Source organism: Psychrobacillus psychrodurans (assembly GCF_050209195.1).
GTDB classification, from domain to species: domain Bacteria; phylum Bacillota; class Bacilli; order Bacillales_A; family Planococcaceae; genus Psychrobacillus; species Psychrobacillus psychrodurans.
In genome coordinates this window covers 2,027,655-2,051,636 of the sequence record NZ_CP189791.1, presented here as the reverse complement: position 1 = coordinate 2,051,636, position 23,982 = coordinate 2,027,655, and the positions used below count along the sequence as shown (strand labels likewise).

Sequence of the window (23,982 nt, the reverse complement as noted above, 5' to 3'; positions counted from 1 at the left end):
TAGGGCAGAACTTAATGAAGGTTTACTTATTAAAATTGGGAAGTGATTCATGAAAATGACTACTATAAGAGATGTTGCTAAGGCTGCTGGATTATCAGTGAGTATTGTTTCAAAAGCCTTTAATAATTATACAGACGTAAATGAAAAAACAAGACAAAGAATTTTTGAAATCGCCAATCAAATGGGCTATACCCCTAATTTAATAGCTAAGAACTTATCATCTAAAAAACAAACGACTATTGGTTTGATATCATCAGGAGTTCTAAACAATAGTGAAAAAGATAATAATGCATTTAATATATTCAAGGGAGTATATACCGCTGTAACTACAAGTCAATTTGAATTATCCATCTACCTAATAGATTCACAGCGTCAGAAGCAAAAGAGCTATGCACAATACTGTCGAGAGCGAAATATTGGAGGTGCACTTTTACAGGGAATACGTGTAGATGATCCATATTATAAGGAGCTGATAGATACAAATATACCTTGTGTTGTGCTTGATATTATACCTGAAACGAATAACGGGTTAGTAGGTAGTGTTTCGATAGATAACGTAAAAGCGAGTAAAGAAATTGCAACGTATTTAATTGAGAGAAATCACCGAGATATTGCTGTAATGGCTGGTAGAAAAAAAACTTATGTAAATTCAGAGCGGATTAAAGGAGTTCAAGAAGCTTGTAAGGAAAATGAGGTAGAGTTACAAGACAACGAAATTTTGTATGCTGATTTTTCAGAGGAAGAAGCATATGTAATAGCAAAAGAATATTTGAAAACTAAGCGTCCTACGGCTTTTCTTTGTTTTAGCGATCTAATGGCCTTTGGAGTTATGAAGGCAGTAAAAGAAGTTGGTTTGAAAATTCCTGAGGATATATCTATTACAGGATTTGATGATCTAATATTTAGTAGTTACACAGAACCGCAACTAACCACAATCGGTCAAGACTTTTTTGAAATAGGAAAAATGGCTGCCGAATTACTTCAAGACTTAATGGAAAATAAACTAGAACGGAAGCATGTAAATATTGATCATCGATTAGTAGAACGCGGAAGTGTCAAGACTATTTTTCCATAAACACAAATTTTTCTACTCCACTTTATTTATCAAGAAAGGAAGGATTTAATGTCACAGTACCCAAAAGTCTTTATATTTGATTTGGATGGTGTTATTACGGATACAGCAGAACTTCATTATTTAGCATGGAAAAAACTTGCAGAAGGAATTAACATCTCATTTGACAAACAATTTAATGAACGACTAAAAGGAATTAGTCGCATGGAATCCCTTGAACTGATATTACAGTTGGATACTTCTTTATTAAAGCTGGATAATGAGAAAAAAGTGAAATTGGCCAATAAAAAAAATGAATACTATTTAGAATTAGCAGAATCTATAAATAAAAAAGATGTCTTACCAGGAATTGAAGATTTATTAAAACATATTAAAAAACAAAATATTAAAATTGCTCTTGGTTCAGCAAGTGAAAATGCAAAAAATGTAGTAAAAAAACTAGGACTCTCTAGTTACTTTGATTATATTGTGGATGCATCTAAAGTGAAAAAGGGAAAGCCAAATCCAGAAACGTTTATAATTGCTGCAGATTACTTTGGTATTCCTTACAAAGAGTGTATTGGAATTGAAGATGCAGCAGCGGGAATAGAAGCAATAAACAAAGCAAATATGTTTTCGGTTGGTGTCGGTTCTGTAGAAAATTTATCTCAAGCGAACTATTTAGTTGAAGATACTTCTAAGTTGAATTTTGAAGAAATAATAAAGAAATACAGCGATAAAAATAGCTGAGGTGAAATTTAATGACATGGAAATTAACAAGATCCGAATTAGATAACCAAAACCTTCTGTTAAATGAAAGCCTTTTGTCTTTAGGGAATGGGTATCTAGGTGTTAGAGGAAATTTTGAAGAGGGTTATAAAAGTACATATAGCTCTATTCGTGGTACATATATTAATGCTTTTCATGATGAAACTGAAATTAATTATGGTGAGAAACTACATGCATTTCCTGAGATACAACAGAAAATTTTGAATGTCATTGATGCACAAACTATAAATATCTATTTGGATGATGAACAATTTTCTTTATTTGAAGGGGAAATATTACATTTAGAAAGAAACTTGCATATGGATACAGGCTACTCTGAGCGAATTGTTCATTGGAAATCTGCAAAAGGTAAGGAAGTCAAAATTCACTTTAAAAGACTTATTTCGTTTGTTACGAAAGAATTGTTTGCGATAGAAGTCAAAATAGTACCAGTAAATAATATTAAACGAGTTAAAATTGTTTCAATTGTCGAAGGTAGCGTTTCTAATTTTGTGGATAAAAACGATCCTAGAGTTGCTTCTGGTCACGCTACAAGACTTCATATATCAGAAGTACGGCAGCATGAAAGTTTTAGCATTGTAAAAAATATTACCTATGCAACAAAGCTAGAAGTTGCCTGTGTTACCTCTTCTGAACTTAATAGAGTTGAATACGAGTATGTCAGCAAAATAACGGATAGCAGTGTGGAAGAGACCTATTTGTGTAATGGAAATGAGCCAATCCAATTTACAAAATATAATGTGTATACGGACACATTAAGGCATGGAAAGGATATTGTCGACGAAGCGCTTGCTATTCACCAGCAACTAGAAGATATATCTTTTGAAAATCTCCTTCTAATTCAAAGGAATTACTTAGATCACTATTGGCATAATGCAGATGTAAAAATCAGTGGAGAGGATTCCCTTCAAGAAGGAATTCGTTTTAACCTTTTTCAGCTATTACAATCAGTTGGTAAAGAACAACAAAGTAATATTTCAGCTAAAGGTTTATCAGGAGAAGGATACGAAGGGCATTATTTTTGGGACACTGAAATTTATATATTCCCGGTCTTCTTAATGACAAATCCAGAAATGGCAAAAAATTTACTAATACAAAGATATTCAATTTTGGAGAGTGCTAGGGTAAGAGCAAAGGAGATGGGACATAAAAAAGGGGCATTATTTCCGTGGAGAACTATAACAGGGCCAGAAAGTTCAGCATTTTTCCCAGCAGGAACAGCACAGTATCATATAAGTGCAGATATTGCCTATAGTTATATTCAATATTATTTAGTAACAAAAGATGAAGAATTTTTAAAGTATTATATGGCCGAACTTTTATTTGAAACAGCTCGTCTTTGGATCGATGCGGGACATATGAAAGAGGAACTCTTTAGAATTGATTGTGTTACAGGACCAGACGAATATACTTGTATAGTCAATAACAATTACTATACCAATGTCATGGCAAAACATAATTTACTGTGGGCTGCTAAGTTATATAATCTTTTGAAAGAAGATGATAGCAAGTTACTAAACCAATTGGGTGATAAATTAAATTTATCTGAGCAAGAAGTGAGTGAGTGGATTGATGCAGGTGAGAAGATGTACCTGCCATACGATGAAAAGTACAAAATCAATGCACAGGATGATAGTTTTTTACAAAAGGATCGGTGGGATTTAGCAAATACCCCTAAAGAAAAATTCCCACTGTTACTGAATTATCATCCACTAACTCTTTACCGATATCAGGTATGTAAACAAGCGGATACAGTACTAGCACACTTTTTATTGGAAGATGAACAGGATCTTGAAACAATGAATAATTCCTATAATTACTATGAACAAATTACAACACATGATTCTTCCTTGTCTTCCTGTATATTTAGTGTGATGGCTTCCAAATTAGGTGATAAAGCGAAAGCTTATGAATATTTTAGAAAAACAGCTCGGTTAGATTTGGATAACACTCATGGTAATACGAAGGACGGGCTTCATATGGCTAATATGGGAGGGACTTGGCTTGCAATTGTTTATGGTTTTGCAGGCTTAAGAGTGAAAGAAAGCGGTCTTTCATTAGCACCTGTCCTCCCTGATAATTGGAATTCACTTGAGTTTCATTTGCTATATCAGAATAGAACAATAAATATCAAAATAGAAAGACGTACTGTAACCTATTCGCTACTAGAAGGTGATAGTTTAACCATTTCGCATATGGGGGAACCTATTTATCTCCAATTTGGTAAGTTTGTGAAAAAAGCTATATAAAATAGCGGTTGTACGGTTGTTCCTTAAGACAAGATCGAGTTCATAGGTTATTGGTATTGTTCTGCTTGGAGCAGTAGCTTTTGATGTACTTAATAGGAATAAGTAATTTAAAATAAGAGAAAGATCAAACGTTACAGTAAGAATCTGTAGCGTTTTTATTATTTCTCTTATTATTTAAATATTATGGTAAAATTTAGAGAAGTCTTCTACATAGTGAATTCAAGCATTGAGTAGAATAAAAGAGGTGTGTCAAATGATTGAACAGTTAAAGGAAATATACTCTACACTAATAGTATATAAGGATGGATCGGATCAATTAGGCTTAGATTATAAATGGTTTGCAACAGAAAATGATGAAATCATTGGTATACGGAACGATGAGTTAACTTCCAAAGATGTCTCATTATTAACTACTTTTCTTTCTCCGTATATTGTGAAGTTCCCTACACCAACAGAAGTAGAAAGAAACTGGAGAGAAATTATTTTCTCTTCTGTTTTAAAGAAGGAAGAGAAAGATTGGAAACCTAGTAACCCTTTTCGATTTGTTTATTTTGCGTTTAATAAAAATCAAATTGAACCGGTCTTGTTTAAAGATGCCATAGAAGCCCTTTTTAATAAACAGGTTCCTATTTTATGGGAAAGTGAGCACGAAGGTTTTATCATAGAGCAGCAAATGATGGAAGAGGAAAGCATTTCATACGAACAAATAATTGATATTTTAATGAGCGATTTATATGTGAAAATTAACTTTTTTGTTGGACCATACAAAAAGGATATTATTGAGCTTACACCTCACTACAATTCATTAACCAATGTGGCCAAACGCGTTTTCCTTTATACAAACAAATCGGTAGTGACTTATGTGGAAGCTATACCATTCATACTAACAAAGCAAACTGAAGAAGGATTGCGATTGGATATTTCTCAAACTATATTGCAAGAGTACATAAACGACGAAGAGACGATTAAAATGATAGAAACTTTTTTCAATTGTAACTTAAATCTTTCGGAGACAGCAAAAATCCTCCATCTGCACCGAAACAGTTTGCAATATCGATTGGATCGTTTCGTTGAGAAGACTGGGATTGATATTCGTCAATTTCATGATGCGAAGACCGTATCCTTAGCATTACTAGCTAGAAAATGACTAGTATTTAGTCAATATACACTAAGTTCTTCATCATCTTTGTGCACTATTCCCATTTCTTGAAAATTTAAAATATAGTATTCTATTAGTAATGAAAGCACTTTCAATTCAAGGGGGAAATAGGATGGCTGAACTTAAGTTAGTAAATATTAAAAAGGTATATGACAATAACGTAGTTTCTGTAGAAAACTTCAATTTAGAAATACGGGATAAAGAATTTTTAGTATTAGTTGGTCCATCTGGTTGTGGGAAATCAACTACATTACGTATGATTGCTGGATTAGAAGAAATTTCTTCAGGAGATTTATTTATTGGTGATAAACGAGTGAATGATGTGCCACCAAAAGATCGTAATATTGCGATGGTTTTCCAAAACTACGCGCTTTACCCACATATGGATGTATACAATAATATGGCTTTCGGGCTAAAACTTCGTAAATTTAAAAAAGATGAGATTAAAAAACGTGTAGATAACGCTGCGAAAATTTTAGGATTAGAAAGTCTGTTAAATCGTAAGCCAAAAGCTCTTTCTGGTGGTCAACGTCAACGTGTAGCACTAGGTAGAGCGATTGTTCGGGATGCGGAAGTTTTCTTGATGGATGAACCATTATCTAACTTAGATGCAAAGCTTCGTGTGCAAATGCGCGCTGAAATTCAAAAGCTACATAGCCGTTTGCAAACTACAACGATTTATGTAACGCATGACCAAACAGAGGCTATGACTATGGCTACTAGATTAGTAGTTATGAAAGATGGAATTATTCAACAGGTTGGTGCACCAAAAGAGGTTTACGACGAGCCAGATAATGTATTCGTCGGTGGTTTCATTGGATCTCCAGCGATGAACTTTTTAAATGGTAAGTTGGTTGGCAATCATTTTGTGATGGATGATGTAAAATTGTTAGTACCGGATGGTAGGCTTAAAATTCTTCGCCAGCAAGGATATGACGGAAAGGATATTATTCTTGGTATTCGTCCAGAGGATATTAATGACGAGCAAGTATTCCTAGATTTTTCTCCTGAAACAAAGGTGAATGCATCTATAGAGGTTGCTGAATTAATGGGTGCTGAAATTATTCTTTATTCGCAAGTAAACAATCAAAACTTCGTTGCACGAATTGATTCGCGTTTCAATATTTCAGCTGGGGATACAATAGACTTAGCCTTTGATCTTAGCAAAGCACATTTCTTTGATAAAGAAACGGAACAACGTATTAAATAAAGAAGAAGACCGCCAAAGTGAATCTTTAGCGGTTTTTTCTTTTAAACTATTTGAATATTCCTTGTTATCAAACTAGTTGTAATTCCTACAAAAAAGATTGTAATAATTGACAGGAGTAACGTATCAGCAGACAATAATAGCCCCCCACATAGAACAACGATGGTATCAATAATAAAGATAAGTATACCTACATTTACCCCTGTTTTATCACTTAGTAACTGAGCAACTAAATCTGTGCCTCCTGTACTTGTCTTAAACCGTAGCATTAAGCCAATGCCTAGACCAACAAAAATTCCACCTAAAATTGAGCTATATATCGCCTCAATATGTATGAAGCCTACAATTGGCTGAAAAAAATCAATCAAAAAAGACGAAATGATCATCCCGTGTAAACTATTATAAAAATATTCTCGATAATTAAACCATGCAATGATAAAGATTGGAATACTAAAGAAAATAATCATTAACCCTGGTTTTAAAGCCCATAGATAATTTAAAATCAAGGCTATCCCGATAATACCGCCATCTAACACTTTATATGGTATTAAAAATAGATTAATACCTAACGCTATAAAAATACTCCCACCTAGTATAACTAACCCTTTTCTCATCAAACGCATCTCATCACTCCCAAGGATACCCATGTATATAGAATATGAGAAAATGAAAGTGAAAATGTAAAAAAATATGTTTATGTTAACGATAAAATTAATTTACTATAGCTATGTTATTAACACCTAACCGAGTCAATTTCAAAATTACCTTTTTCATTTTAAACCAAGGATATTTGTGTGATTTTCAATTCTTTGATTCGTTTTTATAATATCGTTGATTGGAGAGGAAGGTGACGACTCCAGATACTTTTATGAATAATTGAATCACCCTACAATATATTCAGCCTTTATACAATAATAAAGGGAAAACGATAGTGTGTAACGAATGTTTTAAGGTGCTGAAAAGTTGAAAACGATATTTAAGGAGAATGTTGTAGTGGGAAATTACATAGTAGTAGAGGAATTTAATGAAATACAATTAGAAGAATTACATAGCTTATTTAAAAACGAATGGTGGACACAGAAGCGCTCACTACCTGAAATTAGTAAGTTGATAGACAACAGTAGTGTAGTACTTGGTTTGATAAACAGTAAAACTGGAGAATTAATAGGGTTCGCAAGGGTAATTTCAGATACTTTATATAGAGCATTTATATTTGATGTTATTGCTAAAGAGGATTATAGAAATAGTGGTATTGGTACTATGTTGATGAACAGAATTCTTGAGCATCCTCAAGTTAAAGATGTTGAGAGAGTAGAACTTTACTGTCCCGATAGGTTAATTCCGTATTACGAGAAATTTGGTTTTTCAACAGATGTAAATGGAAGTAAATTAATGAGAATTAGTAATCACATTATTAGATGATTTAGTTAAATGTGAATATCATTTAAATAGTATATTTTTACAATTAATATCAAGAGGAATTTGACTGTACAAAACTAAGATGCAGGTAATGTTGGGGGATAATTATGAAACTAAAAAGTATCAACATGGAAGAACAAATGAAGCATTATAATGTACTAGGTTTAAGTATTGCTTTGCTTGAGAACGGTCAAATTATCGGAACGCAAAATTACGGCTTATTAGAAGCAGGAAGCGATAGAAAAGTAAATGAGAATTCTATCTTCAGTGCCTGTTCTATTAGCAAGTTCTTAACAGGAATGATTGCTTTAAAACTAGTAGAGGAAAGATTTCTCAACTTAGATGAAGATATAAATAAAAGACTAGTATCGTGGAAAGTTCCAGTAAATGAATTTACTAAAAATAGTAGAGTTACATTGAGAAACTTACTTAGTCATCTATCTGGAATTAAGGACCCAGAAGGGAGTTTTTTAGAACTAAATTTTGAGTTAGGTATTCCTTCGATGGTTGAATTATTAAACGGGACAACTCCTTATTGTAGAGATCCTATTAGAGTCCAGTGTGAACCAGAGAGTGAATTTCACTATTCAGATGCCGGTTTTTGTATTGTGCAGCAACTTATTGAAGATGTTGTTGGAAAACCGTTTTATCAAGTGGTGAATGAGTTAATTTTTAAGCCATTAGGAATGGGAAATAGCTATTTAAATACAAAGACAATAATAGAAATGGATAAAAAAGAATTTTCTTATGGACATAATAAAAACGGTGAATTGATAGATCAAAACTATGCTATATATCCATATCCAGCTGCTTCTGGATTATGGACAACTTCTTTAGATTTAGCCCGATTACTTCTTGAACTACTTAATGCTCTAAGAGGAGAGAGTAAGCTTGGTATTTCAAAAAGGTTAGCAAAAGAAATGATTACACCGCAAAAAGGGAGGAGTTGGACTGGATTAGGCGTGTTTCTAGAAGGTCCCGAAATAGATTTAGAAATTACATCACTTGGTTGGGGAGTAGGATTTCAATGTATGTTGGTAGCACTTCCAAACATTGAAAAAGGGGCAGTTATCATGACGAATGCAGAATTAGGTGTTCATCAAATGGAAGGAATAATCGGACAAATATATAAATCACTTATGTCTTAAATTGCACTTTCTTTCTATTACAAGTTTGCAAAGTTGAATGTGGCTGTGAAACTCTAGTCTTACATGGTAAAATATACTAGATAAGTATAAAATATTAAACGAATGGAGAATAAATAAGTGAAATCAATCAAAATATGGACAGGTTTTTTAACTTGTTTACTGTTTTTATCTTTTTCTTATGAAGAAGCATCCGCCGAGTCAACATGGACATCTAAATGTTCAACATATGGAGAAATTAAGCCAAATCAAAACCCAACTTTTCAGCATATAAACTGCCTACTTACGAATGCGGCTTTAGAAGCAAATATTCCGCCCGAAGTAGTAAAAGCCGTGGCTTCAACAGAAAATGGTAATTGGAAACAATTTGATGATAAAGGCAAGCCTATAATCTCAAAAGATAATGGGATAGGTCTTATGCAAATTACCAATCAATTAGATTATAATCAAGAAAAATTAAAATCCGATATCACATACAATATACAGGCAGGCGTCGAAATTCTTAGTAAAATGTATAATCGCACAGATCTTCCAAAAATAAAAGATGCTGGACCACAAGTAATCGAAAACTGGTATTTTCCTGTAATGGCATATAACGGTACAAAGCCTGTTAACAGTCCAATATATAAATCTAGTGGATTAAAGAATAAGAATGCCTATCAAGAAAAAGTATTTTCATTTATTGAAAGAGATAGTTATATGAATGATACGAAATTAGGTCAGTTTCCATTTAGTACAGCTGACTTTGAATATGATTCTAACAGTAGCGACAATATTGGATTCCGTAAGAAGGATTATACATTAACTGATCAGTTATATGTCTCTGCATATCATTTTCAAATCGGCGACAAGGTATCGATAACAGAAGACACTGTAAATTTAAGGTCAAAACCTAGTACTTCTTCTGTTCCAAAATCCATATCCAAAAACTCTACATTAATTATTGATGGGAATTTCTTGTTTGACCAATCTTTAACAAGTTTAAATCAATTCGTATGGTACCCAGTTAAGACGGAAGATCAAAAGTTAGCTGGTTATATTTCCTCTGCTTACATTACGAAGAAGTTGAGTGCACCTGTAAGAGTTATGTGGGGAAAAACAGAACTTAAACTTGGGCAAATAGGCAAAGTGACTATTCTATCTAATACAAACTTAGTCAAATTGGCGAACGACGGTTCACTAACTACAGTGCGTCCTTTGAAAAAAGGAGAGGAGTTCCGACTATATAGCTATAAGAGTAATCATGGTGGTTTATATGGTGTTGGTGGAGGAAGTTACGTTCAAAAATCCACAAAAGTAAAATACGAAACACCCTCTAAAAGAAAGTTAGCATTACTTACAAAATAACCATGCACAAAGACCCTTATTCAATGATTTTTTTGGTTCAAAAAATCTATACTGCATTCTGTTAACTTAAATGCCACTTACTCCAATACCTTATACGTTGGAGTAAGTGGCATTTGTTAATTTATTTACTTGAGCTATTTTCTAATTGCTTATATATACAATTATCCGTTTTTCTAAAAGTGATCGTCATTGATAACGCGCAAGGTGGCGACTCCAGTGAGCGCAGGGCGCCCTCTGTGACCAACGACGCCCTTTTGACCCACAGAGATAGAAGTCGTGCACACGGAAAGCTTACGCTTGGAGAGCTATTAAAAGGCGATAAAGAAAGGAGTAACATTTTTTATGTAGAAATTATTGATAAAGAAGAATTTTTACTGAAGAAGACTACCTATAAAAAATAGAGAATATACTCAATATATTATTTTAATCATAGATTAGGAGGGGGATTTTTTGAGTAAGAAAATTTATAACGGTAGGTTTGTTGCTAGTACAGATGAGAGTTTTGTTTTATTTTTTATTGGCATGCGTATTAATAAAATCTTTTCATTTACAAAGTGGGTACCAGTTTTTCGCGCAATGGGACCTATGATAAAGGAATTGTATCAGAACCCTGGATTAGGATTTATTCACACTGAATTTCTTCTAAATTGGAGGGGAGTTACACTGATCCAGTATTGGAAGAGCTTTGAGGATTTGGAGGCATATGCTCATGGGAAAACTCATTCTGTAGCTTGGAAAACTTTTAACCAAAAGATTAAAGATGATGGAAGTGTTGGGATTTACCACGAAACATATATAATTGAAAAGAGTGCATCGGAGGCTATATATAATAATATGCCAAGGTACGGACTTTCCAAAGCTTTTTCTCATATTCAGGTAGTTTCGAAGACAGATACAGCAAGGTGGAGAGTAAGTAAATAATGTATCTATGCCAGTTGCTTTAACACAACCAAACTAGCAGTATGATTTAGTTTTTGCTCAACCTGCCATCAATTTCTTTTGCAATTTACTAAAAATTTTCTATCTTTTGTTTTCACTATGTTATGATAATTTCATCATAACTTATAGGCAACAGGGGGATTTTTTGTGAAACGTTTTATACAGTGGATGCTGAGGTTAGCTGTTGCATTCATCGGTATTCTACTAATCAGTGGATTGCCAATTCTTATTAATGGTTTTCAAAAAGGAGAGCTTTGGTGGAGGGAATATGGGGAACATTTACTCGTTATCTTTCCATTGAATCGTTTCCTAGATACATATTATAGTAGTTATATTGGGGAGTATATCCTCTACTCACTAGAAATATTATTTTTAGCACTGCTTGCTGCAGTTATTTTCGCTTTATCATTCACCATAATTACTATGCTTTTTAAGGAACGTTCCCGACAAAGAATCAAGACATTGTTTTTCTTTTTGGAGTCATTACCTGATATTCTAGTTATTTTGCTTATTCAATTACTAGTTATCTTTGTCCATAGACATACGGGTGTTTTTATGTCAATCGCATCTACTGGTGGAGAAAAAATCTACCTACTTCCAGTTTTTTGTTTAATGATTTTGCCGATGGTTCAGCTTTACCGCTTAAGTATGCTGACGTTTGAAGCAGAAGAAAGAAAGTTGTATGTGGAGCTAGCAAGATCTCTTGGGTTTAATAAGGTTATCATTTTACTCATACATATTTTTCGTAACGCTATCATTAGCATTTTCTTTCAATCTAAAAAAACGATGTGGTTTATGCTGTCAAATTTATTCATCTTAGAGCGTATGTTCAACATGCCAGGAATTATGTTCCACTTAAGCGAACATATGTCTGGAGAATTATTTTTAATAACTGTTTGTAGCTTTTTCATACCAGTGTTCATAATATATAGCTTTTTTGAGTGGTACTTTTTACGTCGAACAAGCCGTGGAGGTACTATTTTATGAAATTGTTATTGAAGCAACCTTATTTTGTATTCGGTTTTCTCATAATAGCTTTCTTTCTTATCGGAAGCTTTGTATTTGAATGGTTAAATGGTCCAGACCCGAAACAAACCTATTTTATAATGGAAAAAGGGCGAGTCATAGAGGCTGCACCGCTCTCTCCAAGTTGGCTTCATCCGCTTGGGACCGATCAATTTGGCTTTGATATGTTCGCAAAAATTATGCTCGGTGCAAAATATACGATTATTTCAGCTATGGGTGTCGCTGCGGTACGTATGCTAATAGCCGTGCCTATTGGATTTGCAATCGGAACATATTGGCAAAAACGTCGAACAGTTATTAATAGTTTCATTGATCCTCTACATTATATACCAATGACTATTTTTTCTTATTTAATTTTGTTTCCTGTGTTATGGGAGCCGATGGAAGGATTCTCCACAACTGTCTGGGAGCGTATTGTCATACAAGTCGTTTTAATGGCCATTATTACAGTGCCGATTGTTTCTTCACTTATTGGCAATGAGGCGAACTTATTGTATCAGCAGGAATATATTCTAGCCTCGAGAACTCTAGGGGCAAGTAAGTCCCGAATTATTACTAGACATCTATTCCCAATGATGCGAGAAAAGCTATTCGTCTTATATGGTCAGCAGGTCGTGGAAACATTAGTTGTCTTTACTCATTTAGGGCTTTTACAATTGTATATTGGAGGGACAGATGTCAGTTATGACCCAATGTTCGCTGATCCTCCTAAATCGATTGCATATGAATGGGCAAGTCTTTTTGGATCCTCCTTCCGTTATTTGCAGGGAGTTCCTTGGTTGCCGCTCGGTCCAGCTATTTGCTTTGCACTTGTCATTTTAGCCATTGCTTCGATGATAGAAGGCTATACTCGAGCTGTTAGTGGTCAAGTGAAAATACCGAGGCGTAAGAAAGTCTCTTTTGTCTCTGATAAAACTGTGGAATGGAATCAACAACAGCTAAAAGAAAAAATGCAGTTACTTTATAAGGAAAAACAAAAACTGTAGAAAGTTATCTGCAGCTTTTGTTTGGAACATTTATTCTTCTACTTTTTTACCTCTTGTTAACTTTTCAAATGGTTCCATTTCTTTATCTCCATTTGGAAGATAGTTGAATGGATTTCTTTCTTGTGCAAATTCTTCTTTTGCATTCAATTGAATACCGATTTTAGCACCAGTAGTTGCTGTTGGATCATTTAATATATTTTCTATTTCACCATCAAAATGTGGAGAGGGGTTCACATGTTGATTGTCACTTCTTCGTGGCATTATATCATCTCCTTTGTAGTTAATATGACAAAGTAGAGGTTGTTCTATTCGAGGTTTGGGTTTTACCTTTTGCTAATCAAAATTTATTTTACAAATGAATCGAGGTTTTAACAATGACTATGCCAATTATTGAAACATCAAGATTATTATTAAGAGAAGTTACAAACGAGGATGCTTCTGACATGTTACGCTATTTGTCAGATAAAGATGTTGTAAAACATATGGGATTGGAACCTTTTCAATCTGTAGAAGACGCAGTGGATGAAATCAGTTGGTATCAGTCTATCCGCAAAGATGGATCTGGCATTAGATGGGGAATTACGCTAAAAGATGCTGGAAAGGTTATCGGAAGTTGTGGATTTCTTAATAGAAGTACAAAGAATTACCGTGCTGAGGTAGGATTCGAATTAAGCAAAGAATATTGGGGAAAAGGAATTGCTTTTGAAGCCTTAGAAGCAGTTATTAAGTTCGGTTTTAATCATTATTCATTCGAACGAATCGAAGCCTTGATCGAACCAGCCAATGCCCCTTCACAAAAGTTAGTGGAGAAACAGGGGTTTAAAAGAGAGGGTTTACTAAGACATTATGAATATACTTGTGGAAAATTTGATGATTTGTATATGTATTCTATTTTAAAAGATGATTTAGACAGTTGACAGAATTTTGAACTTCTTGTAAGATATCTAAAATCATAATGTTAAATTCATTGAAGAAGAGAGTAGTCGATACGAGACTGGGAAGCGAGTTAGGGATGGTGTGAGCCTAATACACGAAGAATCGATGAACCGCACTTTGGAGAAATGTCCTGAAAGTCTAGTAGGGAAAATCGGGGAAGACACCTCGTTAAGAACGGAAAAGCGGTCACAATTGTGGCAACTAGAGTGGTACCACGGGAATTTTAGCTCTCGTCTCTTATTTAGAGACGAGAGCTTTTTATATGGGAGGAAAATACATGAACCTGACAAATCAAATCGCAAATGTCATTTCAATTGCTTTAGAAAATGAATGGACTGCTGAACAAGTAGAACTGTTACTGGAAAAGCCAAAGCAGACAGAATTAGGAGATATTGCATTTCCTTGTTTTACATTAGCCAAAAAATTTCGTAAAGCTCCGCAGCAAATAGCGTTAGAGTTAAGTGCGAAACTAGAGGATCAATTAATAGCTAGCGTTCAAGTTGCTGGTGGATACGTGAATATTTTCCTCAATCAAGCTTTTGTTACAAACCAAGTTTTACATTCTATTATGACGGATCTACAGAAGTATGGAAGTAAAAATAGCATGCATGAAAAAATTGTAATCGATTTTTCCTCACCGAATATAGCGAAGCCTTTTTCCATGGGGCATCTACGTTCAACTGTAATCGGTAACTCCTTAGCAAATATTGCGGAGAAGAATGGGTATGAAGCTCTTCGCATTAATCATCTAGGAGATTGGGGTACACAATTTGGCAAGCTGATAGTTGCTTATAAATTATGGGGAAACAAAGTGAAAATACTTGCAGCACCTATCGAAGAGTTATTGAAGATTTATGTACATTTTCATAATCTGGCAGAAAAAGATGATTCTTTAAATGATCAGGCTCGTGCAGCTTTTAAATCACTTGAAGAAGGTGACGAAGAGGCTCTAACCCTATGGAATTGGTTTAAAGAAGCATCTTTAAAGGAGTTCCAAATAATATATGAACTTTTAGGAGTTCATTTTGACTCTTATGCTGGGGAGGCTTTTTATAATGATAAAATGACTAGAGTAGTTGACGACTTAAAGAAAAAGGGATTGTTAATTGAATCTAACGGTGCTTTTGTAGTAGAACTCGAAGATATGCCACCTAGTCTGATTACCAAAAAAGATGGGGCGACTCTTTACGCGACACGCGATCTAGCAGCAGCTATATATCGTCATCAAACATTTCATGCGTGTAAAACGTTTTATGTTGTGGGGAATGAACAAACACTTCACTTTAAACAACTTTTTTCTGTACTTGAAAAAATGGGATTTGAATGGTCCAAAAATCTAGTGCATGTTCCATTTGGTATGATGCTCAAAGACGGTAAAAAAATGTCTACACGTAAAGGTAAAGTAATATTGCTTGCGGACGTAATAACTGATGCTATTAAGACTGCTCAGCATAATATTGAAGAGAAAAATCCAACATTAGAAAATAAGGAAGAAGTTGCAAAACAAGTTGGAGTAGGTGCAGTGATTTTCAATGATTTAAAAAATGACCGGATGAATGATATTGAGTTCTCGTTGGAACAGATGCTTAACTTTGAGGGAGAAACTGGTCCTTATGTACAATATACCAATGCTCGAATTTGTTCATTGCTTCAAAAAGGTAGCTTTGAGGTTGAAGCATTCACTTTTTCTTCTATTGGGGTTGAAGCTTGGCCAATTATCCAGCTACTTGAGGATTTTCCACGTGTAGTAGAAAAGGCATTTGATAATGCGGATCCATCTCAAATTGCAAAGTTCAGTTTACTGCTTGCGCGCCAGTTCAATAAATATTATGCTAGAACAAAAATTTTAGCCGATGATGGAACGACTTCTTCTAAGTTAGCATTCGCATTTACAGTTTCTGTTGTCCTGAAGGAATCCTTACGACTTCTAGGTGTACCAGCTCCAGAGAAAATGTAATACTAATAGAACTATGTACAATTTGATTAACGAACACTCCCATAAGCTTGGGAGTGTTGTTTTATTTGAGGGCTATATGAAGGGATTATTGACCTTAGATAGAATAAGTATGGTAGTACGTATTGGAGGATAGTAGAAAAAGATAATTGAATCAGTATAAAAGCTCTGGATGCATATTTTCTAGAAAAAATAATATAACCGGGAATAGTGCAGATTTAGCAATTCTAATTGCAAATAAAATCGGACTTTCTCATAATAATTCTCATTATCGGAAATCTGGACGAAGCCATTGAGCCGTGAAATCATTTAATCTTTCCATCGAAGTAATTGAGTCGAAAATATGGATGATGCCGTTGAACAAATCAATGAGTTAAACCGGAAGAAATAGGAAAGGAAGACTTATATGAAAAATAGAGAAGTGAATCAATCTGACTATTATGACCAAAAGCTTTTGCCGCTCGATGACCAATTATGTGAACTTTTAAAACAACGTAAAGAGCTTTCAAACAACAATCCAGGTGTTCCACCAATTGAATCGATCTCCAATTGGGCGGAAAAGTATGGAGTTTATGAGGATTTGTTAAACTCGTTATTTGGATTATTGAGAAATGAGGAAATCTTTCGGCCACAGGTTGAACCAAATAATTTCAGAAGACATCTGCCAGTTATGAAAGCGATTGAAAAGGATGAACGTTTATATGCAATTACATTCATTCGGCAGTTTCACAATGCAAGTGTAATATACCTTACTATAGATTGGGATGCCCCGAACATTTCCGATCCTCTGGAGGAAATGCGTCGGAGTCGTTCTGAAGGTGCTTTATATCTATACATCAATGATAATTTTGATTGTCGTACTACTGGAAAAAGAGGATCGGAAGGTCATTTTACACACAAATTTATTGTATCTCCAGCACTTCCAGATGATTTAACCGGATTAAGTTTAATTTTTACTGAGTATACGAGTCATTTAAAAGAGAACCTTACCGGTCTCGAATTTGTCATTAATCTCGAATAATTAAAAGCATTCCTACGATAAGAGCGTTTTTTCATACACTATTATTTACCATTGAATAAGAACTTGTGTTCGTAATATACTATAGAGAACGTACATTCCTAGAAGGGAGTAAATAATATGTATGAGGGACTAAAAAATCGGCAAATTATATGCATTGATATACGAAGTTTTTTTGCAAGTTGTGCAGCAGCAGACGCAGGTCTGGATGTTACGAATACCCCGATTGCGGTCATCGGAAATTTGCAGCAAAAAGGAAGTATTGTGCTTGCTGCATCTCCACCTATGAAAAAACAGTTTGGTGTAAAGACTGGAACTCGTTTGTTTGAAATACCAGATCATCCTTCGATACATCTTATCGAACCTAAAATGGAGTTTTTCGTTCGAGTATCGATGGAAATTACACGCTATTTACACCAATTTGTCCCTCACGAATCAATTCATGTATACAGTGTTGACGAGTGTTTCGTAGATCTTGGAGGAACAGAAAAGCTTTGGGGACCCGTTGAAAACACAATAAAACGTATTCAAGATGAACTGTATGCTCAATTTCAATTACCTTGTGCGGTTGGAATGGGACCTAATATGCTTATGGCTAAGTTAGCCCTAGATCTAGAAGCGAAAAAAACTGGTTTTGCTAAATGGACGTATGATGACGTTCAGGAAAAATTGTGGCCAGTAACTCCCTTAAGTGAAATGTGGGGGATTGGTTCTCGTCTCCAAAAGACTCTAAATAATATGGGGATTTTTAAGGTTGGGCAATTAGCAAATACTCCATTATCTCTACTCGAGGAGAAGTTTGGTGTGATGGGAAACCAACTTTATTTTCATGCGTGGGGAGTAGATATATCTGAGCTTGGAGCACCTCTAGCAGAAGGACAAATTAGTTATGGAAAGGGTCAAATATTATTTCGGGATTATCGTAGTAAAAAAGAAGTTATGGCAGTCGTTTTAGAAATGTGTGAGGATGTTGCTAGGCGTGCACGTGAAGCAGAGATGGTTGGTAGAACGATACATCTATCCGTTGGGTACAGCCAAGACGAATTTGGCGGAGGTTTCAATCGTTCTCGTTCTATCGATGAACCTACAAATGCTACATTGACCATTTATAAAGTATGTGAACAAATCTTTGATGAATTTTACGATCGCCGTCCTGTTCGGAAATTATCCATCTCGATTACCAATTTAGAACCAGAGTATTCGATGCAATTAAGTTTGTTTGAAGAAAATAAATGGAAAGAACGAAAGCTTGGGAAAACTATGGATGCCTTACGTAGTAAATACGGATCTACTGCAATTTTACGTGCAGTATCTTACACAGAAGCAGGAACTGCAAGAACACGTGCAGGATTACTTGGTGGGCATAAAAAGTAAAAGGAAAGAGTCAGCCCGTAAAAGGGAATGACATAGTAAAGAAATTATGCTGTGCCAAGTCAAATCCTTAAACGTATTTATGGTACATCACGCGGCATTCTTTCACATGTTCTTAGATACTGTAGATAAGTAAGGAATTAGTTGTAGAAAGACCAAGCTAAATGGAGGTGCAAAAATGTTATTATTATGGCAGCTTTCATTATTTGTTTCAATTTTAGCTTTAATGCTGGGTATTGTTAAAAGGTCTTGGGTGTTCATAATAATTAGTACTTTCACATTCATACCGATAGCATATTACTTTTCAGGGGCAAATAATGAATGGAAATATGTTGGTTTGACTCCGATAATACTACTTGTTCTAACGATATTTATTTGGTTCATAAGCAAGAAAAAATTGAAGTCAATTAAAGGATAAATCGGAAGCGATTGTTTCAACAGAAACAGTCGCATTTTTACTAAAGAGTTAGTTAAGAGGAGTAATTCCTTTTCTCGAGAGTCACGCATAAGTAACTTGAAATACCATTGAAGCCTAAGCCTATAGGTCACTCCTCAAACTCCGCATAGAATTTAAACAAGTCTCTTTGGCAAATTTTTTCGAAAATACCCACGTAATAACCTGCAAGATTACGAACTTTCTTCTTTTGTGATGCATGCAATGAAATAGTCAATGCCTGGTATCCAATTTTTTCATAGAAGTCCTTATGCTGAGGAAAGTAATTAGTAACACGGTAAGTCAGGCTAAGGTAAACACCATATAATTGACTTACTGTCTTTTGGTCTTCTCCAAGCATCGAGAAAATAGTTGATTGGAACAGTTGGTAGAATGTACTCAAATTTTTATTTGTAGAATTATCTACGGAAAATGAAGAGGATACAATTTCGTTAGAATACGTATTATGTAATAATTCTTTTTTAGAGCTTAAAGAATAATACGTTTCTTCTTGCGAAAGGTGCTGTTCAGTACTTGGATTCACTAACGTTTGAGAATCTACTCGACTGATCATTTCCGATTGGTCATCGTAAGGCAAAATGATTAAAATGTTAGCTCCATAACCCTTTGTCACACGTCGAATAGTTGAGATTCTCTTAATGACATAAAGGCTTTCTAGCTTGCGCAACGTCCGTCGAACAGTCGCATCCGATTTAGTTATTGCTTGAGAAATTGTCTCAACTTTCAAATGAGTAGCTCCAGCATATTTACACGCATACTGCGCGAGCAAAGATAGCACTGTACGATCCGTATCATTTAACTTATAACAATTCTGCGTTATATGCGACCTAATATGTGTATCCATTTCTTGAACGCTTTCAAATACTTGAAATGTCTTTAGATAGATAGTCATCTAATTTCCCCCTAGAGTCCGAAGTGAATTTGCGATTAGTCAACTGCTTCCCAACCATTACATAGAAGAAAATAGGGAGAAAGGATACAATATGAATAGATAGCACAGTAAACAGAACTTTAAAATAATGACTTCCAACAAAGGGGGTCATTTTTTATATGGAAAATGAGAAGGGATTTAGAGCAATTGAGGAGAATACATTTAAGGACAGGAGCATTAAACGAAATTAGGGGGAGTAGGATTGGAACAAAAAATTTTTGAGCATATGCAGACAGTAAGGGGAATAACAGAAAAATCTATCCAACAGATACCCGAGGAACTAGCAGATATTATTCCAAAAGGATTTTCGAATAATATTCGTTGGAATTTTGGTCACATTGCATATATACAGGAAAAACTAGTATTTGGTGTCTCAGGAGATAAGATGGCTCTTCCTGAAGCATATGAAGTCTTTTTTAGTGCAGGTACGAAACCAGCTAATTGGATTGGAACTCCGCCTTCACTAGCAGCAATTTCGGATGAACTGATTGCACAAAAACAAAGAATAGAAAATTCCCTACCTGGAAATCTACAAAAAAGATTGCCTGAACCTTTCACTAACAAGTCTGGCATTACATTTCACACACTAGGAGAAACATTTCTATTCAGTTTCTATCACGAAGCACTACATATGGAATCCATCAAAAGGATTTATAGAACTATTAAACAATAAAAGGGGGAAACTATGAAGTTTTATATTGCATCTAGCTTTAAAAATATAGAGTTGGTGAGATATGTTAGTGAAAATTTAAAGAATAGAGGGTATATCCATACGTATGATTGGACTGTAAATGAAAATGTAACAACATTAGAAGAATTAAAGATAATAGGTGAAAAAGAGAAAACTGCTGTAATAGAAGCAGATTTTGTTGTAGTTATATTACCAGCAGGTAAAGGGAGCCACATTGAACTAGGTATTGCAATTGGAAATAGGAAAAATATCTATCTGTATTCACCAAACAAGGAGATAGATAATATTGAAACAACAAGTACCTTTTATCATTTACCCGAAATCGAAAAATGCTTTGGAACATTAGATGAGTTAGTTGAAATTATAGACAATAAATCATTTAAACTATCGTAAGCAGTGTAGTGATAATCCGCTATTGGAAAGGATGAGAAGGTGTTTGTTTAAAACCAAGAAAATGTGTTATTGAAGCAACTTTCTTAATCCTTAATGGTGCGCTTTAGCGAAATAGCACTGTCATGAGACAGCCTAGGGCGTTAATAGGTTTGTTACATATCCTAGAAACAATTGGAAGTATAATTCGTCATCTATTTTAGGGTGATGTTTTGAAAAAACTGGCAATTATTATGCTTTACTTATTAGTAGTTATACTATTTTTTATTTGGAATAAAACTGCTTTAATAAATCCACTTGGAATCATATATTCGTATAAAACCGAATGGGGAATTAATGTTCCGATGCCTGAAAAAAGAGAAGAAGTATGGCAATCTGAAGCAAGTTTCCATGGCGATGGAGAATGGGTCAATATTTTTCAATACTCAAAGCAAAAAATCTCTATTGAAGATAGTGGCATGATCGCACTGTCAACAGATAATGTAGATGAAGCAAAAAATAAAATTGAACACTTTATAACTACTACCATTGCAATGTACCAATTGCAGGGAAAAGATATAGAACAGGTAAAAAAGGCTTTTGAATATTGTTCTATTAAACCTCAAGTAGGCGATTTTTACTTTTATAGAGAAAATAATGGAGGACTAGATTACTTTATCGCTTTATTCAAACTAGAAGAAAACAAATTGTATACATTTGAGTGGCATCAATAATTTTAAAACAGTTGTAAGCAGGTTAGTTAGCATAACGCTGGAAATTCTGTTTAAAGGAAGAGTGAAGAATTGACAACCAAATATGTGAACTGGGGAAATTCAAAAGTAAAATTAACCTGGAAGTGTGATTCACAACTTCCGCCAAGAAAGTTAATTACAAGCGTACACGGTTTCTGTTTTAAAGAAGAAAAGATACTTTTGGTTAACTTAGATCATAGAGGGTGGGATTTTCCTGGTGGTCATATTGAACAAGAAGAGACATCTGAAGATTGTTTAAAACGTGAGGCGTACGAAGAGGGGTATGTAACAGGTAAAGTCTTTCTTTTAGGTCATATTATAGTTGACCACAATGAAAATCCAAATTGGGATGCAAGTAGTAATTACCCAAAGGTAGGTTATCAAGTATTCTATCGTATGGACATTGAACGACTACACGATTTCCAAGCAAAGTTTGAGTCTGCTGAAAGAACTCTTATAAGTCCGTGTGAAATAACAGAATACTATCAAGACTGGAATGAACTATATCAAGAAATACTTGATCATGCTCTAGTTCTAAAATAATTCATCTTTAATAAACGGATACTTTAAAGAGCTGATATTACAGCTCTTTTTTCTTCTTCAATTAATGCCAGCTGGTTAGTTAAATAAGTCATCCAAATAAAGGAGGAGACAACTATTGAGTTGAGAAATTATGTATTATGAATATAAATTACTACTAAAGTCAAATGGTAGGTGCGAATAGTTATTCAATAAACGAGTGCCCAAATTAAATAAGGCTTATAAAAAGACAGCAAATAAAAGGAGAGTGGTTCAAATAATAACCTCTATATCCGTTATTATATTTTTTTTTATAATGGCTTTCATTCTAACTTTTAAACGTTCTTGGTCACTTAATCTAATGATATGGGGTATGTATTTAGTGATAATTTTTACGCCTATATTCATTGTTGCTGGTTCAATCATTGTTAGCGACATAACACAAGATGGATTTGCAGGAATTGGATTTCTGTTAATATTCGTACTTCTTGAAATAATTGCAATCCTCATGTTTATTGTTGGCTGTATAGGGAGTATAACGAAAAAAATTAATAAGAAAAAGGCGCAACATGAAAATCCATCAGATGTGTCATTATAAAATGGATTATTCTATTAAATTCTATCGGATGCTAAACTTCAAGAAGGGTGTTCAAATGGTCATGTAATATTATCCATAATTCTTTTAAGAATAGGTAGGTAAAAAGTTTGAGGAAGATTATACTTCCATTATTTTATGTATGCGAATGGGTTCTATTTTTTTGTGTTCTTGTTTTTCTCTTTATATTCAATTTGACCAATATCTTTAACTTAATCTATATAGATATGCCTTGGGAGGAGCAAATTTCTTTAACTTCATCTTTCATGAAGCCATTGCTTTGGTATTAGGTATTTAATTGGGAATAGAATCTATAAGATAATAAAGCTTGTTATTTGGACACTTCTATTCGGGTTAAACTCATTTATTTGCATGCTTTGGTTGAGTGTTAATGATACTAATTTGTATAAGAATGATCGTATTATACTTTTACTAATAATATTATTTAGCATCATATTTACAATCCAAACCATCTTAAAATTCCGTAATGAAATAAGGTGAAAAACGCTTCTTAATTCAACTAATAGTATGACAGTCCAAAAATCTGAAGTAGCTCTTTATATATAGTTTAAGAAGGAATTCTGAAGACTATTGAAGAAATAACTAATCAGTATAATCTATTGTGTGGAGTGAGTAATATGATTATTAGAAAGCTAGTTACCACTGTAACCACTTGTGTATTGGTTATGTTAATCTATTTCTTCGAAGAACAGACTGCTTTTGCAATCGTAGTGGTTCTATATTTATTTCCAATACTTTTGATTTATGGAGTACCAGCATCACTCCTTTCTGATTTCGTCACAAAAAAACTTAGAGGACTATCTAGAAGAAGTTGTGCATTATTAATACACTTATTACTAGGCGCTTTGTTTGTTGTGATTCCAATCTTGTTAACAGGATGGGAGAGGAAATTTCTACTTTCAGACATCAAGAGCTTATTTTCTAATTTTTATTTTATTACCTCTCTTCTATCTTCATGTTTGTTCTACTGTTTAGATGAGTTTCTTAGATCTAAATTAGCTAAATGTTTGTATAAAAGAGCTAAAGCTCTGTTTGAAAAGATTGGGGATATGAG

General features: G+C 34.2%; 25 protein-coding genes and 1 other annotated feature. Of the genes, 22 read left to right on the top strand and 3 right to left on the bottom strand.

Features of this window, described 5'->3' with window-relative positions; genetic code table 11:
* Positions 1 to 49 precede the first annotated feature (49 nt).
* The 5 genes from ACQCPR_RS09735 (at position 50) to ACQCPR_RS09715 (ending at position 6,458) form a co-directional block, all read left to right on the top strand.
* Entirely contained in the window at positions 50 to 1,075 is a 1,026-nt protein-coding gene (locus ACQCPR_RS09735) for a LacI family DNA-binding transcriptional regulator (protein WP_427136887.1), read from the top strand.
* A gap of 48 nt (positions 1,076 to 1,123) precedes the next feature.
* Positions 1,124 to 1,801: a beta-phosphoglucomutase gene (gene pgmB / locus ACQCPR_RS09730; RefSeq protein ID WP_427136886.1), complete on the top strand. Its 678-nt coding sequence runs from the start codon at positions 1,124 to 1,126 to the stop codon at positions 1,799 to 1,801.
* An 11-nt stretch (positions 1,802 to 1,812) separates the two neighbouring features.
* Positions 1,813 to 4,089 carry a glycoside hydrolase family 65 protein gene (locus ACQCPR_RS09725; protein WP_427136885.1) on the top strand — a complete coding sequence of 759 codons (2,277 nt, stop codon included), beginning with the start codon at positions 1,813 to 1,815 and terminating at the stop codon, positions 4,087 to 4,089.
* A gap of 253 nt (positions 4,090 to 4,342) precedes the next feature.
* The gene (locus tag ACQCPR_RS09720; RefSeq protein WP_427136884.1) at positions 4,343 to 5,236 is read left to right on the top strand and encodes a PucR family transcriptional regulator; all 894 of its coding nucleotides are present in this window, start codon (positions 4,343 to 4,345) and stop codon (positions 5,234 to 5,236) included.
* Positions 5,237 to 5,360: 124 nt separating this feature from the next.
* Positions 5,361 to 6,458 (top strand): ABC transporter ATP-binding protein, encoded by a 1,098-nt coding sequence (locus tag ACQCPR_RS09715; protein WP_090569474.1) that lies wholly within the window; start codon positions 5,361 to 5,363, stop codon positions 6,456 to 6,458.
* Positions 6,459 to 6,499: 41 nt separating this feature from the next.
* Here ACQCPR_RS09715 and ACQCPR_RS09710 read toward each other — a convergent pair whose 3' ends face one another.
* Positions 6,500 to 7,078, bottom strand: a complete 579-nt coding sequence (locus ACQCPR_RS09710; RefSeq protein ID WP_090569471.1) for a YitT family protein — start codon at positions 7,076 to 7,078, stop codon at positions 6,500 to 6,502.
* Between the two features lie 370 nt (positions 7,079 to 7,448).
* Here ACQCPR_RS09710 and ACQCPR_RS09705 point away from each other — a divergent pair, with 370 nt between their 5' ends.
* The 7 genes from ACQCPR_RS09705 (at position 7,449) to ACQCPR_RS09675 (ending at position 13,317) form a co-directional block, all read left to right on the top strand.
* On the top strand, positions 7,449 to 7,877 hold the full coding sequence (locus ACQCPR_RS09705) for a GNAT family N-acetyltransferase (RefSeq protein ID WP_427136883.1): 429 nt from the start codon (positions 7,449 to 7,451) through the stop codon (positions 7,875 to 7,877).
* 104 nt (positions 7,878 to 7,981) lie between these two features.
* Positions 7,982 to 9,022: a serine hydrolase domain-containing protein gene (locus ACQCPR_RS09700; protein WP_427136882.1), complete on the top strand. Its 1,041-nt coding sequence runs from the start codon at positions 7,982 to 7,984 to the stop codon at positions 9,020 to 9,022.
* 117 nt (positions 9,023 to 9,139) lie between these two features.
* Entirely contained in the window at positions 9,140 to 10,366 is a 1,227-nt protein-coding gene (locus ACQCPR_RS09695) for a transglycosylase SLT domain-containing protein (protein WP_427136881.1), read from the top strand.
* Between the two features lie 113 nt (positions 10,367 to 10,479).
* On the top strand, positions 10,480 to 10,767 hold the full coding sequence (locus tag ACQCPR_RS09690) for a hypothetical protein (protein WP_427136880.1): 288 nt from the start codon (positions 10,480 to 10,482) through the stop codon (positions 10,765 to 10,767).
* Between the two features lie 49 nt (positions 10,768 to 10,816).
* Positions 10,817 to 11,287, top strand: coding sequence for a DUF4188 domain-containing protein (locus ACQCPR_RS09685; RefSeq protein ID WP_427136879.1), 471 nt, complete (start codon positions 10,817 to 10,819; stop codon positions 11,285 to 11,287).
* Between the two features lie 165 nt (positions 11,288 to 11,452).
* Entirely contained in the window at positions 11,453 to 12,292 is an 840-nt protein-coding gene (locus ACQCPR_RS09680; protein ID WP_090569459.1) for a hypothetical protein, read from the top strand.
* On the top strand, positions 12,289 to 13,317 hold the full coding sequence (locus ACQCPR_RS09675) for an ABC transporter permease (protein ID WP_427136878.1): 1,029 nt from the start codon (positions 12,289 to 12,291) through the stop codon (positions 13,315 to 13,317). Before ACQCPR_RS09680 ends, ACQCPR_RS09675 begins: the two co-directional genes overlap by 4 nt.
* A 30-nt stretch (positions 13,318 to 13,347) precedes the next feature.
* Here ACQCPR_RS09675 and ACQCPR_RS09670 read toward each other — a convergent pair whose 3' ends face one another.
* Positions 13,348 to 13,578: a hypothetical protein gene (locus tag ACQCPR_RS09670; protein ID WP_427136877.1), complete on the bottom strand. Its 231-nt coding sequence runs from the start codon at positions 13,576 to 13,578 to the stop codon at positions 13,348 to 13,350.
* Between the two features lie 113 nt (positions 13,579 to 13,691).
* Between ACQCPR_RS09670 and ACQCPR_RS09665 the strand changes: the two genes are divergently transcribed.
* From ACQCPR_RS09665 to ACQCPR_RS09645, 5 genes are all read left to right on the top strand, one after another.
* Positions 13,692 to 14,234 carry a GNAT family N-acetyltransferase gene (locus ACQCPR_RS09665; protein WP_093495804.1) on the top strand — a complete coding sequence of 181 codons (543 nt, stop codon included), beginning with the start codon at positions 13,692 to 13,694 and terminating at the stop codon, positions 14,232 to 14,234.
* A 41-nt stretch (positions 14,235 to 14,275) separates the two neighbouring features.
* Positions 14,276 to 14,494: a binding site (T-box leader), on the top strand.
* Positions 14,495 to 14,530: 36 nt separating this feature from the next.
* Entirely contained in the window at positions 14,531 to 16,210 is a 1,680-nt protein-coding gene (gene argS / locus ACQCPR_RS09660; protein WP_427136876.1) for an arginine--tRNA ligase, read from the top strand.
* Between the two features lie 403 nt (positions 16,211 to 16,613).
* Positions 16,614 to 17,228, top strand: coding sequence for a hypothetical protein (locus tag ACQCPR_RS09655; protein ID WP_427136875.1), 615 nt, complete (start codon positions 16,614 to 16,616; stop codon positions 17,226 to 17,228).
* A 117-nt stretch (positions 17,229 to 17,345) separates the two neighbouring features.
* Positions 17,346 to 18,599 (top strand): DNA polymerase thumb domain-containing protein, encoded by a 1,254-nt coding sequence (locus ACQCPR_RS09650; protein WP_093495801.1) that lies wholly within the window; start codon positions 17,346 to 17,348, stop codon positions 18,597 to 18,599.
* Between the two features lie 175 nt (positions 18,600 to 18,774).
* Positions 18,775 to 19,014 (top strand): hypothetical protein, encoded by a 240-nt coding sequence (locus ACQCPR_RS09645; protein ID WP_090569435.1) that lies wholly within the window; start codon positions 18,775 to 18,777, stop codon positions 19,012 to 19,014.
* Positions 19,015 to 19,141: 127 nt separating this feature from the next.
* On the opposite strand, the gene ACQCPR_RS09640 is transcribed toward ACQCPR_RS09645, so the two are convergent.
* Positions 19,142 to 19,942 carry a helix-turn-helix domain-containing protein gene (locus tag ACQCPR_RS09640; RefSeq protein WP_093495800.1) on the bottom strand — a complete coding sequence of 267 codons (801 nt, stop codon included), beginning with the start codon at positions 19,940 to 19,942 and terminating at the stop codon, positions 19,142 to 19,144.
* 241 nt (positions 19,943 to 20,183) lie between these two features.
* On the opposite strand from ACQCPR_RS09640, the gene ACQCPR_RS09635 reads away from it, so the two are divergent.
* From ACQCPR_RS09635 to ACQCPR_RS09615, 5 genes are all read left to right on the top strand, one after another.
* Complete coding sequence (locus ACQCPR_RS09635; RefSeq protein WP_427136874.1) at positions 20,184 to 20,654, top strand: DinB family protein; 471 nt, start codon at positions 20,184 to 20,186, stop codon at positions 20,652 to 20,654.
* Between the two features lie 12 nt (positions 20,655 to 20,666).
* Complete coding sequence (locus ACQCPR_RS09630; RefSeq protein ID WP_427136873.1) at positions 20,667 to 21,065, top strand: group-specific protein; 399 nt, start codon at positions 20,667 to 20,669, stop codon at positions 21,063 to 21,065.
* A gap of 209 nt (positions 21,066 to 21,274) precedes the next feature.
* Positions 21,275 to 21,775 (top strand): hypothetical protein, encoded by a 501-nt coding sequence (locus tag ACQCPR_RS09625; RefSeq protein ID WP_427136872.1) that lies wholly within the window; start codon positions 21,275 to 21,277, stop codon positions 21,773 to 21,775.
* A gap of 69 nt (positions 21,776 to 21,844) precedes the next feature.
* Positions 21,845 to 22,336 carry an NUDIX hydrolase gene (locus tag ACQCPR_RS09620; protein ID WP_090569421.1) on the top strand — a complete coding sequence of 164 codons (492 nt, stop codon included), beginning with the start codon at positions 21,845 to 21,847 and terminating at the stop codon, positions 22,334 to 22,336.
* A 358-nt stretch (positions 22,337 to 22,694) separates the two neighbouring features.
* Positions 22,695 to 22,910, top strand: coding sequence for a hypothetical protein (locus ACQCPR_RS09615; protein ID WP_427136871.1), 216 nt, complete (start codon positions 22,695 to 22,697; stop codon positions 22,908 to 22,910).
* The last annotated feature ends 1,072 nt before the right edge of the window (positions 22,911 to 23,982 follow it).

Bases quoted from the DNA above. Each gene is read 5' to 3' on its own strand.
- ACQCPR_RS09735 (WP_427136887.1), top strand. From the start codon at position 50: ATGAAAATGACTACTATAAGAGATGTTGCTAAGGCTGCTGGATTATCA.
- pgmB (WP_427136886.1), top strand. From the start codon at position 1,124: ATGTCACAGTACCCAAAAGTCTTTATATTTGATTTGGATGGTGTTATT.
- ACQCPR_RS09725 (WP_427136885.1), top strand. From the start codon at position 1,813: ATGACATGGAAATTAACAAGATCCGAATTAGATAACCAAAACCTTCTG.
- ACQCPR_RS09720 (WP_427136884.1), top strand. From the start codon at position 4,343: ATGATTGAACAGTTAAAGGAAATATACTCTACACTAATAGTATATAAG.
- ACQCPR_RS09715 (WP_090569474.1), top strand. From the start codon at position 5,361: ATGGCTGAACTTAAGTTAGTAAATATTAAAAAGGTATATGACAATAAC.
- ACQCPR_RS09710 (WP_090569471.1), bottom strand. From the start codon at position 7,078: ATGCGTTTGATGAGAAAAGGGTTAGTTATACTAGGTGGGAGTATTTTT.
- ACQCPR_RS09700 (WP_427136882.1), top strand. From the start codon at position 7,982: ATGAAACTAAAAAGTATCAACATGGAAGAACAAATGAAGCATTATAAT.
- ACQCPR_RS09675 (WP_427136878.1), top strand. From the start codon at position 12,289: ATGAAATTGTTATTGAAGCAACCTTATTTTGTATTCGGTTTTCTCATA.
- ACQCPR_RS09670 (WP_427136877.1), bottom strand. From the start codon at position 13,578: ATGCCACGAAGAAGTGACAATCAACATGTGAACCCCTCTCCACATTTT.
- ACQCPR_RS09665 (WP_093495804.1), top strand. From the start codon at position 13,692: ATGACTATGCCAATTATTGAAACATCAAGATTATTATTAAGAGAAGTT.
- argS (WP_427136876.1), top strand. From the start codon at position 14,531: ATGAACCTGACAAATCAAATCGCAAATGTCATTTCAATTGCTTTAGAA.
- ACQCPR_RS09655 (WP_427136875.1), top strand. From the start codon at position 16,614: ATGAAAAATAGAGAAGTGAATCAATCTGACTATTATGACCAAAAGCTT.
- ACQCPR_RS09650 (WP_093495801.1), top strand. From the start codon at position 17,346: ATGTATGAGGGACTAAAAAATCGGCAAATTATATGCATTGATATACGA.
- ACQCPR_RS09645 (WP_090569435.1), top strand. From the start codon at position 18,775: ATGTTATTATTATGGCAGCTTTCATTATTTGTTTCAATTTTAGCTTTA.
- ACQCPR_RS09640 (WP_093495800.1), bottom strand. From the start codon at position 19,942: ATGACTATCTATCTAAAGACATTTCAAGTATTTGAAAGCGTTCAAGAA.
- ACQCPR_RS09630 (WP_427136873.1), top strand. From the start codon at position 20,667: ATGAAGTTTTATATTGCATCTAGCTTTAAAAATATAGAGTTGGTGAGA.